Origin of the sequence: Asaia sp. HumB (assembly GCF_030263835.1) — a bacterium.
GTDB lineage: Bacteria > Pseudomonadota > Alphaproteobacteria > Acetobacterales > Acetobacteraceae > Asaia > Asaia bogorensis.
The window spans coordinates 2,281,422-2,294,701 of record NZ_JARPML010000002.1; the positions used below are offsets into that span (position 1 = coordinate 2,281,422).

Genomic DNA, 13,280 nt, shown 5'->3' on the forward strand with positions numbered 1-13,280 from the left:
GAGGGGTTTGGGGGGCACAGGAGCTTAAGGGACGATGACTGGCCGCGCTATGTGACAGTCAGGTGAAAGGTCGTTCCAAACCGGAACTTAAAAGGAATTTTCCTTGTCGGCATCCGACGTATTTGTATTTCTGGCCGTAACAGGAAAAGGAATGTCCTTGATGATATCGGGAAACGGATGGGGACTCCTCACGCCGGGCAATCAGCACAGGCGAAGGGCGGTTTCCATACTGCGTGATGGGTCGACTGCATGAATCAGGTTGTTATTACCGCGCTTAAGCGGCCCTACACTTTCGTTGTCCTGTCCATCTTCATCGTCATTTTCGGTGTGCGTTCGGTTCTCAAGACGCCGACAGACGTTTTCCCGAACATCAATATTCCGGTTGTGGCGATCGTCTGGTCCTATCTGGGTCTGATGCCCGAGGACATGTCAGGGCGTGTCGTCTATTACTACGAGCGAACCCTGACCACGACGGTCAATAATATCGAGCACATCGAAAGTGGCTCCTATTACGGCCGCGGTATCGTCAAGGTCTATTTCCAGCCCGGTACCGATACCTCGGTGGCGCAGACCCAGATCACCTCGGTCTCGCAGACGGTTATCAAGCAATTACCCACCGGGGCGACGCCACCGCTGATTCTGGCCTATAACGCCTCCTCGGTGCCGGTGCTGACGTTGCAGATCAATTCGGACAAGCTCAATGGCTCCGAATTGTACAACATGGCATCCAACCTGATCCGGCCCCAGCTCGTTTCCGTACCCGGCGTATCGATACCGAATCCCTATGGTGGTCTGGCGCCTTACATCACCGTCGATATCGATCCCTCCAAGCTGATGGCGCATAACCTGTCCGCGGTGGATGTCAGTACGGCGCTGAACAAGCAGAACATCGTGCTGCCAGCGGGCGATCAGCGTATCGGGCCGTTCGACTACATGGTGCGGACCAATGCGCAGCCCCGCGAGGTGGAGACCTTCAACAACCTGCCGCTGAAGCAGGTTGGCAATTCAGTCGTCTATCTGCGTGATGTGGCATATGTGCATCGCGGTGGCCCGCCACAGGCCAACATGGTGCTGGTGAAGGGCCGTCAGGCCGTCATGATGGTCATCATGAAAAGCGGCGATGCCTCGACACTCGATGTGGTGGCAGGCGTTAAAAAGCTGCTGCCTCAGGTTATCGATACGCTGCCCAAGGGAACGAGCATCAAGATCCTGACCGACGCCTCCGGCTTCGTGAAGGATTCGGTCGAGGACGTGGTGCGCGAGATGATCATCGCCGCGCTTCTGACCTCTCTTGCAGTGTTGCTCTTCCTTGGGTCATGGCGTTCCACCCTGATAGTCGCAACTTCCATTCCTCTCGCCATTCTCTGCTCGGTCATCGGGCTGAGTCTTGCGGGTCAGTCCATCAATGTGATGACGCTTGGCGGTCTTGCATTGGCGGTGGGTATTCTCGTCGATGACGCGACCGTCATGATCGAGAATATCGATGCCCATCTCGAGATGGGCAAAGATCTGGAAATGGCCATCATTGATGCGGCCAATCAGATCGTGGTCCCGACTTTCGTTTCGACAACCTGTATCTGCATTGTGTGGCTCCCGCTTTTCGAACTGACAGGCGTTGCGGGCTGGCTGTTCATGCCGATGGCCGAGGCCATCATCTTCGCCATGATCGCCTCGTTCATTCTGTCGCGAACGCTGGTGCCGACCATGGCCAACTGGATGCTGGCGGCGCAGGTCGCTGCGCATGAGCATGGTGATGATGGCAGGGAGCCGGGATTTTTCGGCCGCTTCCAACGCGGCTTCGAGAGCGGGTTCTTTCGCTTTCGCGAGCGCTACAAGATCGTGCTGGCCGGTCTGATCGAGGAGCGTGTGAAGTTCGTCCCGTTCTTCATGGGCGTGTCGATCCTGTCTACGGGGCTCTACTACTTCGTGGGTGAGGATTTCTTCCCTGAAATCAAGTCCGGCACGTTGCAGCTCCATATGCGTGCCCCCATCGGGACGCGTCTGGAGGAATCCGGCAAGATTTCCGTGCTGATCGAGAAGAAGATGCACGAGATCCTGCCCGGGCAGATCGACGCCGTACTGAACAATTGCGGCCTGCCGTTCTCGCAGCTGAACCAGGCCTTTATCCCGACCCCCACCGTAGGGACCGAAGACTGCGATATCACTGTCTCGCTCAAGAATGACGAGAGCCCGACCGCCGAGTACCGTCGCAAGATTCGCGCGGGCCTGATCGAGGCCTTTCCCGGCACACAGATCACGTTCCAGCCTGCCGACCTCACGGCCAAGATCCTGAACTTCGGGCTACCTGCACCGCTCGATGTGCAGGTTGTGGGCCGCGACCTTTACGGCAATTTCGCCTTTGCCAAAAAGCTCCGCCGCAAGCTTGCCGCCATACCGGGCATCACCGATGTCTCGATCCAGCAGCCTATGACGCAGCCTACGCTCAGCATCAACGCGAAGCGGAGCTTTGCTCTGGGCACTGGCATTACCGAGCAGGATATCGCCCAGAACGCGCTTGTCGTGCTCTCGGGCTCGGCGCAGGTCGGGCAGGTGTACTTCCTGAACAGTTCAGGCGTCGCCCAGCTGATCGACGTGCAGACGCCTGCGAATTATCTGCAGACGCTCAATGATCTCAAGACCGTGCCGATTGACCGTGGTGACGGTAACCCGACCAATGCCCAGCCCCAGCTTCTGGGCGCCCTGTCCGAGATCGAGCAGACGGGGACCCCGGCGGAGGTCGCGCACTACAACATCATGCCGGTGTTCGATATTTATGCATCGAATGAGGATATCGATCTGGGCACAGTCGCGAAGTCGGTGCAGCGCGTCGCGGACTCCATGAGGTCCGAATTGCCGCGCGGCTCGCATCTGGTGGTTCGTGGTCAGGCTGTGACGATGACGGATGCGTATTCGCAGCTGATCGTCGGCCTCGCGATGTCGATCACGCTCGTCTATCTGATTATCGTTGTGAACTTTCAGTCCTGGCTGGATCCGTTCGTGATCATCACAGCGCTTCCCGGAGCGCTGGGTGGTATCGCCTGGAGCCTGTTCCTGACCCATACCTCGCTTTCGGTACCCGCTTTGACAGGCGCCATCATGTGCATGGGTACAGCCACGGCCAACGCCATTCTTGTCATCTCCTTCGCGCGTGAGCGGATGGAGATCCATGGTGACGCGCTCAAGGCGGCGCTTGAAGCGGGTTATGAGCGTATCCGCCCTGTGCTGATGACAGCGTTGGCCATGATTATCGGCATGGTGCCGATGTCCATAAGCAATTCCGACAACGCCCCGATCGGCAAGGCCGTGATCGGTGGCCTGCTGGTGGCGACGGCGGCGACACTCCTGTTCGTCCCCTGTGTTTTTGCCATTGTCCATTACAGAAAGCCGCGTGAACGCGGAGATGAGGGAGCCCACGCATGACCCAGCACCCAAAACAAGGTGCCGAGCCGAACCGCAAGCGGGGCCGCCTGATCATTCTCATCGTTCTGGGTGTTGCCGTTCTTCTGGCCGTCTGGGGGATCGTCGAGCGTTCGATGCATTACGGCACCCTGCGCGAGGAGGCAGACGACAATGCCCGGGCGCGTGTCAGCCTGATCAACCCACAGCCCAGCCCTGCCGAGCGTCATCTGGATCTACCAGCCAATCTGGCCGCCTGGTATCAGGCGCCGATCTATGCGCAGGTCTCGGGCTACGTGAAGATGTGGTACAAGGACTACGGCGCGCATGTGAAATCGGGCGACCTGCTGGCCGAGATCAGCACGCCGAGCCTTGATGCCCAGTACGAGGCCGCCAAGGCAAATTACAACGTGGTTCTGGCCCGTTACAAGCTGGCCGTGATTACCGCCAAGCGCTGGGCTGATCTGCGTGACACACAGGCCGTGTCGCGTCAGGAAGTGGATGTGCAGGCTGCCAACGCTGCGGCACAGAAGGCGCAGGTCGATCAGGCACAGCATGAGGTCGAGCGCTTTGAAGCTCTGGAAAACTTCAAGCGCATCGTGGCACCGTTCGACGGTATCGTGACGTCGCGTCTGGTGAATGTGGGCGACTACGTGAATGCGGGTGGGGGTGATCTGAACTCCCGCGGGAGTGCGTCCGAGCTTTTCACGGTGGCGGATACGCATCGCATGCGTGTTTTCGTGTCGGTGCCGCAGGATTATGCGGCTGTGATTTCCGACAAGCTCGCGGCCAAGCTCACCCTGCCGCAATTCCCCGGTCGCGTTTACAATGCAAGCTTTCTGGCCACCGCGCAGGCATTCAATGCCTCGACGCGAACGGTCACTACCGAGCTTGAGCTGGATAACAAGGATGGGTCGCTCTGGCCGGATTCCTACGCTACCGCCCATTTCACCGCTCCCGGCGAACCTGGTGTCCTGATCGTGCCGGTCAATGCGCTGATCTTTCGCGCCCAAGGCACACAGCTCGCCACGGTGGTCGATAACCGTATTCATCTGATCGACGTGAAAACGGGCATCAACTATGGCATGACGATCCAGATCCTTGGCGGCATTGCGGCCAAGGACCAGATCGTGGCCAATCCCACGGCAGATATGCTCGAAGGTGACGAGGTGAAGGTGGTGCCTGCAACGCGCGGCTATAACGATGCGACAGCCGCACCGCGCAAGAATGTGGCTCCTGCGCCGCATCAGCCGGTTCCGGAAGATGACGATGGTGGCACCAACGAGAATGGGGCGCGTCGATGAGGGCAGGATCTAGGCGCCGCGCCTTGCGTGGCAGTGCCGCTGGCGCGGTTTTCAGCCTCGCCCTGCTTTCCGGCTGCGATCTCGCGCCGCACTACCGGGCCCCGAAATTCATCTATCCCGATGGATGGAAAGGGAAGGGGGTTCTGGTGGACGCCAGGCCGGCCGACGATGTGCCCAAGGGTAAATGGTGGGAGGTCTTTCATGACCCTCAGCTGAACGCCCTTGAGGAAAAGATGCTGGCCTCCAATCCTGACCTGCAGGCTCAGGCGGAGGTGTTCACACAGTCACGCGACATCGCACGGGAGACTGAGGCGCAACTGGCGCCACAGCTCAATGGCTCGGCGGGGATGTCGAACAACAAGACGTCGCTTACCCGTTTGTGGCGCGGGGCCAATGCCAATTCGCCAACAACCGAATCCAGCGTGTTCTATAGTGGTGCCGCGACATGGGAGCCTGATTTCTTCAGCCGCATCCGCAATTCCACACGTATGCAGAAGAACATGGCGCAGGCCAGCGCGGCCGACTACGCGAATTTGCGCCTGATGCTCGAGGCGGAGCTGGCTTCGAACTATCTCGGATTGCGCGGGCTGGATGCCCAGTACGCTGTGTATGCGGATTCGATTCGCTATTACCAGACTGCGGTGAAGATCACCCGGCTCCGTCAGGCCGGGGCGATCGCGGCGGGGCTCGATGTTTCACGAGCCGAGAACCAGCTTTTCGCCACGATGGCGGCACAGAGCAATGTCCGAGCCCAGCGTCAGGTGCTGGAACATGCGATAGCGGTCATGGTGAATACCGTTCCGGGCAGCTTCCAGATCGAGCCGACCAACAAGCAGGTTCTGCCGTATTCCATCCTGCGTATCCCGAGCGGCTTACCCTCGCAGCTTCTGGAGCGCCGCCCCGATATCGCCTCCGCCGAGCGCAATCTGGCGGCGTACAGCCGCGCCATTGGCGTTGCGCGGGCTGCGTTCTACCCGGATGTTACCTTCAGCCTGAATGGTGGCTTCATGAATAACGGTTTCGACCTCGCAAGCCTCGGTAACTCGATGTGGAGTTACGGCGTGCAGGCCGTGGAGCCGTTGTTTACCGGGGGCTTGCGTCGTGCGGCCTTGCAGCGTGCCTGGGCCCAGTATCGCGAAAGTGCCGATCATTATCGCTCTACCGTTCTGTCCGCTTTTCAGGATGTGGAAGACGGCCTCTCGCAGACAAGCGCCTTTGCTGACCAGCAGAAGCAGCAATATGCGGCGGTGGACGCTGCGTTGCGGACGCAGCGCATGACCATGGCGCTCTACACGGGTGGGCTGACCAATTACCTCGACGTGGTTGTGGCTCAGCAGGCAGCCCTTGTAGCGCGTATTGATGCGGTTCAGGCCCAGACCATCCAGCTACAGGCCAGTGTCCGCCTCATCAAGGCGCTTGGCGGTGGTTGGGATCGTTCGGCCCTGCCTTCGGTCAAGTCCATCGATCCGTTCGGTGTGTTGCAATATGACGGGCTGCATCATCCGCGACCCGCAGGCGATGTGGATACGCGCAACAGCGCCAGCGATGTGAACCTGACCGGTGCGACACCTGCCGTTCCGGCGGTGACTACCCTGTCGGCAACAGGCACTGCGCGATGACGAAAGACTTGACAGCCCCGACCGCGGGGCGTTAAGGGGCCGCTCCCATTCGGAACGCGGGAGAGGCATGAGCGATCGCAAGATCGCAAACGCCTCACTGGAACCGCGGTTCGGGCAAACCATCAAGGAGTCCCGGATATGGCCAAAAAAGTCGTTGGCTACATCAAGTTGCAGATCCCGGCAGGCAAGGCGAATCCGTCGCCGCCAGTCGGTCCGGCCCTGGGTCAGCGCGGCCTGAACATCATGCAGTTCTGCAAGGAGTTCAACGCCAAGACGCAGACCCTCGAGCCTGGCATGCCGATCCCGGTCGTTATCACGGCCTATGCGGATCGTACGTTCAGCTTCGTCACCAAGACCCCGCCGAACACCTACTTCCTGCTCAAGGCCGCCAAGGTCTCCAAGGGCAGCCAGACAGTCGGCAAGGCTGCCGCTGTTGGTTCTGTCACGACCGCGCAGCTGCGCGAGATCGCTGCAGAGAAGTTCAAGGACATGAACGCGAATGACATCGACGGCGCTGTGCGCATGCTGGCCGGTTCGGCCAAGTCGATGGGTCTGAACGTGGTGGAGGGCTGATCCTATGGCCAAGAACAAGAGGCTGAACGCCGCCCGCGCGACGGTTGACACCGACAAGCAGTACGACCTGTCCGCAGCTGTTGCCCTGGTCAAGGGTAACGCCAAGGCCAAGTTCGACGAGACCATCGAAATCTCGTTGAACCTCGGCATCGATCCTCGCCACGCTGACCAGATGGTTCGTGGTCTGATCTCGCTGCCGAACGGCACGGGCAAGACCCTGCGCGTTGGCGTGTTCGCCCGCGGCCCGAAGGCTGAAGAAGCCACGGCAGCCGGTGCGGAAGTTGTCGGCGCAGAAGATCTGGCCGAGAAGATCCAGAACGGTGAAATCGAGTTCGATCGCTGCATTGCGACCCCGGACATGATGGCACTGGTCGGTCGTCTGGGTAAGATCCTCGGCCCGCGTGGCCTGATGCCGAACCCCCGTCTGGGCACGGTGACCATGGACGTGAAGGGTGCCGTTCAGGCAGCTAAGTCCGGCCAGGTCGAGTACCGCGCCGAGAAGGCCGGTATCATCCATGCCGGTATCGGCAAGGCTTCCTTCGGTGAAGACAAGCTGGTCGAGAACATCAAGGCTCTGGTCGATGCCGTCCAGAAGGCTCGTCCGACTGGCGCCAAGGGCACCTATCTGAAGAAGGCAGCCCTGTCTTCCACGATGGGTCCGGGCGTACGCGTCGACGTGGCGTCGTTCACGGCCTGATTTGAGAGATGACGCCGCGCGGTCTGACCGTGCGGCGGCGCAGGGGCGGGGGAAACTCCCTCGCTTCCGAACCTGTCCGAGACCGGGCGTGCTGTTCCAAGGAGCAGTCTAAGGGATCTTGAGAGAGATCCGCGAGCGGGAGACGGGGCGCCAGCAGACAAGGGTGGGGCAACCTGCCGGAATGCTGGGTTCCGATTGAATGGACAGGCGAGCGGTACTTTTCCAATTGCGGGGAAGTGCCATGGGTAACCCGGTCTGGAAGCCAAGGTTTCCGGACTGACGAGGAGAATGGATTTGGACCGTCAGGAAAAACGGGCCTTCGTCGAATTCCTCGCCAACGTGTTCAACAGCACGTCCATGGTTGTCGTGACCGAAAACAAAGGTCTCACGGTAGCTGATGTGACGGAGCTGCGTCGACGCGTTCGTGCGGCGGGTGCGACGTACAAGGTTGCGAAAAACCGGCTGGCCAGCCTCGCTCTGCATGGGACCCAATTCGACGGGATTCTTCCGCTGCTGAAGGGCCCGACCGCGCTTGCGTGGTCTGAGGATCCGGTTGCAGTCGCGAAGGCGATCGTCGAGTTCGCCAAGACGAATGAGAAGCTTGTGGTGCTCGGTGGCGCCCTTGGTAGCCAGACGCTTGATGCGAATGGTGTCAAGGCTCTTGCCGCACTGCCGTCGCTGGACGAACTGCGTGCGCAGCTGGTGGGTATGATTTCTACCCCCGCTACGCGTATCGCAGGCGTTGTCCAGGCTCCGGCCGGCCAGCTTGCTCGCGTTTTCGGCGCCTATGCCAAGACCGGCGAAGCCGCCTGAATTGTCTTACGCAGCACCGCTCCTCTTCCGGAGCGCGGGTTGTGAATCGAAAACCAGTTACCATATTAGGACCATCATCATGGCCGATCTGAACAAAATCGTTGACGAACTGTCCGCTCTGACCGTTCTCGAAGCTGCTGAACTCTCGAAGCTGCTCGAAGAGAAGTGGGGCGTTTCCGCTGCTGCTCCGGTTGCCGTTGCTGCTGCTGGCCCGGCTGCTGCCGCTGCTCCTGCTGAAGAGCAGACCGAGTTCACCGTGATCCTCGCCGAAGCCGGCGACAAGAAGATCAATGTGATCAAGGAAATCCGTGGCATCACGGGCCTGGGTCTGAAGGAAGCCAAGGACCTGGTCGAAGGTGCACCGAAGACCGTCAAGGAAGGCGTTTCCAAGGACGAGGCAGCCAAGATCAAGAAGCTGCTCGAAGACAACGGCGCCAAGGTCGAAGTCAAGTAATCAAGCCCACGGACCGCGCTTCGCCTTTGGGCGGGGCCGGTTGTGGATTGAGACAGGTCAGGGCGGAAATCCTTTCGGGTTTCCGCCCGATTTGCCGTTGCGGACAAACCCTGTATAAGGGCCGGTTGTCACACAACAACAATTTGAATTCACGGTACCGGTCGTTCCGGTCGCCCGCCATGACAGGTCTCCTGGCATGTGGACGACCCGAAGGTCTGGTGCGAGAGGGCAGGGATAGATGAACGCAATCACCAAATCGTTCACAGGACGCAAGCGGATTCGCAAGAGCTTCGGGCGGATCCCCGAAGTGGCGCCGATGCCCAACCTGATTGACGTGCAGCGCGCAAGCTATGAGACGTTCCTTCAGATGAACGTGGCGCCTGACAGCCGTCAGCAGACGGGTCTTCAGGAAGTGTTCCGGTCGGTTTTCCCGATCAACGATTTTGCGGGACGTGGCCGTCTCGAGTTCGTTTCCTATGAACTCGAAGAGCCGAAATATGATGTCGAGGAATGCATCCAGCGCGGGCTGACCTTTGCCGCGCCGCTGAAGGTTATTCTGCGTCTGATCGTCTGGGATGTGGATGAGGATACGGGCTCGCGCTCGATCCGCGACATCAAGGAGCAGCCGGTTTACATGGGCGACATGCCGCTCATGACCGATAACGGCACGTTCATCATCAATGGCACCGAGCGCGTCATTGTCAGCCAGATGCATCGCAGCCCCGGCGTGTTCTTCGATCACGACAAGGGCAAGACACATTCTTCCGGCAAGTATCTCTTCGCTGCCCGCGTCATTCCGTACCGTGGTTCGTGGCTCGATTTCGAATTCGACGCCAAGGATCTGATCTATGTGCGTATCGACCGCAAGCGCAAGCTGCCGGTCACGACCCTGCTCTATGCCCTTGAGGGCGAGCACTCCATAGCTGCCCGCGCCGCCAAGGCTGCCGAGGGTGGTGATGTCGAGGCGCTTGGCATCCGTGGCATGGATCAGGATGAAATCCTGGCCTATTTCTATGGCACCGTGCCGTTCACGCGCATGCCGAAGGGCTGGGCCCGTCCGTTCGACCCCGAAGCCTTCCGTGGCATGAAGCTGCTTGAGCCGCTGTACGACGCCGATACCGGTGAAGTCGTGGCCGAGGCTGACGCCAAGCTGACCGCGCGCATGTGCCGCAAGATCGCGGAAACCACCAAGGACGTGCTCGTTGGTCGCGCCGATCTGCTGGGCCGCTTCATCGCGCAGGATCTCGTCAACGAGAACACCGGCGAGATCTACGCCGAGGCCGGCGAAGAGCTGACCGAAGCGCGCCTCGAAGCGCTCGAGGAATCGGGCGTCACCGAGCTGCCGATGCTTGCCGTCGACTCCTCGCATGGCCCCTGGATTCGCAACACGCTGGCCGTGGACAAGAACAACCGCCGCGACGAAGCGCTAATCGATATCTATCGCATCATGCGCCCCGGTGAGCCGCCGACCCCGGAAACGGCAGAAGCCATGTTCCAGGGCCTGTTCTTCGATGCCGATCGCTACGACCTCTCGGCTGTGGGTCGCGTCAAGATGAACATGCGTCTTGAAGTCGATGCGCCGGACACCATGCGCGTGCTGCGTAAGGAAGACATCCTGCGCACCGTCAAGATCATGTGCGAGCTCAAGGATGGCCGCGGCCAGATCGACGATATCGACAATCTCGGTAACCGTCGCGTCCGCTCCGTTGGCGAGCTGATGGAAAATCAGTACCGCGTCGGTCTGCTCCGCATGGAGCGCGCCATTCGCGAACGTATGGGTTCGGTCGATGTCGATACGGTCATGCCGCATGACCTGATCAACGCGAAGCCTGCTGCTGCTGCCGTGCGTGAGTTCTTTGGCTCGTCGCAGCTCAGCCAGTTCATGGACCAGACCAACCCGCTCTCTGAGGTTACGCATAAGCGTCGTCTTTCGGCGCTTGGCCCGGGCGGCCTGACCCGTGAGCGTGCAGGCTTCGAAGTCCGCGACGTTCATCCGACGCATTACGGCCGTATCTGCCCGATTGAGACGCCTGAAGGACCGAATATCGGTCTGATCAACTCGCTCTCGACTTATGCGAAGGTAAATAAATACGGCTTCATCGAAACACCGTACCGCCTTGTTCAGGACGGTGTGCTGCAGGCCGGCTGGAAGTACCTCTCCGCCATGGAAGAGGACAAGCTGATCGTCGCCCAGGCTGATGCCGCGCAGGACAAGAGCACGGGCCGTCTGACCGACGAACTCGTTTCTGTCCGTCGTTCGGGTGACTTCCGCCTTGTGCCGCCCGAGCAGGTCACGGCCTGTGACGTGTCGCCCAAGCAGCTTGTTTCGGTCGCCGCCGCGCTCATTCCGTTCCTTGAGAACGATGACGCCAACCGCGCGCTGATGGGCTCGAACATGCAGCGTCAGGCCGTGCCGCTGGTGCGCGCCGATGCGCCGCTGGTAGGTACGGGCATGGAAGCCGCTGTGGCCCATGACTCGGGTGCGACCATCGTTGCCAAGCGCAATGGTGTGATCGACCAGATCGACGGTGCACGTATCGTTGTGCGTGCTACCGACGAAGCGGGTTCGACCCAGGGCGTCGATATCTATCGTCTGCGCAAGTACATGCGTTCGAACCAGTCCACCTGCATCAACCAGCGTCCGCTGGTGCGCGTGGGTGATACGGTTCATGCCGGTGACATCATTGCTGACGGTCCGTCCACCGAGCTGGGTGAACTGGCTCTGGGCCGCAACGTGCTCGTCGCGTTCATGCCCTGGAACGGTTACAACTTCGAAGACTCGATCCTCATCTCCGAGCGTATCGCCCGTGATGACGTGTTCACCTCGATCCATATCGAGGAATTCGAGGTCATGGCGCGTGACACCAAGCTGGGTCAGGAAGAAATCACCCGCGACATTCCGAATGTCGGCGAGGAAGCCCTGCGCAACCTCGACGAAGCCGGTATTGTCTATGTCGGCGCCGAAGTTAACCCGGGCGATATCCTGATCGGCAAGGTCACACCGAAGGGCGAAAGCCCGATGACGCCGGAAGAAAAGCTTCTGCGCGCCATCTTCGGTGAAAAGGCTTCTGACGTTCGTGACACCTCGCTCAAGCTGCCCCCTGGCACGAGCGGTACGATCGTTGATGTGCGCGTCTTCTCACGCCGTGGCGTGGACAAGGACGAGCGCGCCATGGCGATCGAACGCGCCGAGATCGAGCGTCTGACCAAGGATCGTGACGACGAGCGCGCCATTCAGGAGCGCAGCTTCGTAGCCCGTCTGCGTGAGCGTCTGCTCAACCAGACAGCGGCTGCCGGCTTCAAGGGTATCCGTGCAGGCACCGTCATCACCGACGAGGTTCTGGACGAGCATCCGCGTGGCGCCTGGCGTAACATCACGGTCAGCGATGACAGCGTGATGTCCGAGCTGGAAACGCTGCGCCGCGAATACGACGCTGCCGTTGGCAAGATTCAGGCCCGTTTCGACAGCAAGGTCGAGAAGCTGCAGCGCGGTGACGAGCTGCCGCCGGGCGTGATGAAGATGGTCAAGGTCTTCGTGGCTGTGAAGCGCAAGCTGCAGCCGGGTGACAAGATGGCCGGTCGTCACGGTAACAAGGGTGTCGTCTCACGCGTCGTGCCAGTTGAGGACATGCCGTTCCTTGAAGATGGTACGCCGGTCGATCTCGTGCTGAACCCGCTGGGCGTGCCGTCGCGCATGAATGTCGGTCAGATTCTCGAGACCCATCTGGGCTGGGCCTGCGCCAATATCGGCCAGAACATCGGCAGGATTGCCGATGATTACCAGCGCACGGGTGAGCGCAAGCTCGAACTGCTTGAGAGCCTGCGCGAGGTCTATGGCGATGCCGTGTTCGAAAGCGATATCGCGACCCTGCCGAACGAGCAGCTCCTCGAGCTGACCGGTAACCTCCGCAAGGGCGTACCGATCGCAACGCCGGTGTTCGACGGTGCGTCGATCCCGGATATCGAGGACATGCTGGTGAAGGCCGGTGTGGACAAGTCGGGTCAGTCGCAGCTGATCGACGGCCGTACGGGTGAGGCTTTCGAGCGTCGCACCACGGTCGGCTACATCTACATGCTGAAGCTGCATCACCTTGTCGACGACAAGATCCATGCCCGTTCGATCGGTCCGTACTCGCTCGTCACGCAGCAGCCGCTGGGTGGTAAGGCGCAGTTTGGTGGCCAGCGCTTCGGTGAAATGGAAGTCTGGGCTCTTGAAGCTTACGGTGCCGCCTACACCCTGCAGGAAATGCTCACGGTCAAGTCCGATGACGTTTCCGGCCGTACGAAGGTCTATGAGGCCATTGTGCGTGAGCAGGACGATTTCGAAGCCGGTATCCCCGAGAGCTTCAACGTTCTGATCAAGGAACTGAAGTCGCTCGGACTGAATGTCGATCTGGAGCAGAGCGCAATCTGATGCGCTTTGT

General features: G+C 60.2%; 8 protein-coding genes. All 8 read left to right on the forward strand.

Annotated elements, in window-relative coordinates; genetic code table 11:
* Nucleotides 1-249: 249 nt before the first annotated feature.
* Nucleotides 250-3,420 carry an efflux RND transporter permease subunit gene (locus P5689_RS11365; protein ID WP_285533212.1) on the forward strand — a complete coding sequence of 1,057 codons (3,171 nt, stop codon included), beginning with the start codon at nt 250-252 and terminating at the stop codon, nt 3,418-3,420.
* A complete protein-coding gene (locus P5689_RS11370) occupies nt 3,417-4,700 on the forward strand; it encodes an efflux RND transporter periplasmic adaptor subunit (protein ID WP_285533213.1) in 1,284 nt (427 codons plus the stop codon). The genes P5689_RS11365 and P5689_RS11370 overlap by 4 nt, the downstream gene beginning before the upstream one ends.
* A complete protein-coding gene (locus tag P5689_RS11375) occupies nt 4,697-6,319 on the forward strand; it encodes an efflux transporter outer membrane subunit (RefSeq protein WP_285533214.1) in 1,623 nt (540 codons plus the stop codon). Before P5689_RS11370 ends, P5689_RS11375 begins: the two co-directional genes overlap by 4 nt.
* 138 nt (nt 6,320-6,457) lie before the next feature.
* Nucleotides 6,458-6,892, forward strand: coding sequence for a 50S ribosomal protein L11 (rplK, locus tag P5689_RS11380; protein ID WP_023979014.1), 435 nt, complete (start codon nt 6,458-6,460; stop codon nt 6,890-6,892).
* Between the two features lie 4 nt (nt 6,893-6,896).
* Nucleotides 6,897-7,589: a 50S ribosomal protein L1 gene (gene rplA / locus P5689_RS11385; protein WP_023979013.1), complete on the forward strand. Its 693-nt coding sequence runs from the start codon at nt 6,897-6,899 to the stop codon at nt 7,587-7,589.
* Between the two features lie 294 nt (nt 7,590-7,883).
* A complete protein-coding gene (rplJ, locus tag P5689_RS11390) occupies nt 7,884-8,402 on the forward strand; it encodes a 50S ribosomal protein L10 (protein ID WP_062165691.1) in 519 nt (172 codons plus the stop codon).
* Between the two features lie 79 nt (nt 8,403-8,481).
* Nucleotides 8,482-8,856 carry a 50S ribosomal protein L7/L12 gene (gene rplL, locus P5689_RS11395; RefSeq protein WP_023979011.1) on the forward strand — a complete coding sequence of 125 codons (375 nt, stop codon included), beginning with the start codon at nt 8,482-8,484 and terminating at the stop codon, nt 8,854-8,856.
* 238 nt (nt 8,857-9,094) lie between these two features.
* Nucleotides 9,095-13,270, forward strand: coding sequence for a DNA-directed RNA polymerase subunit beta (gene rpoB / locus P5689_RS11400; protein ID WP_285533216.1), 4,176 nt, complete (start codon nt 9,095-9,097; stop codon nt 13,268-13,270).
* The last annotated feature ends 10 nt before the right edge of the window (nt 13,271-13,280 follow it).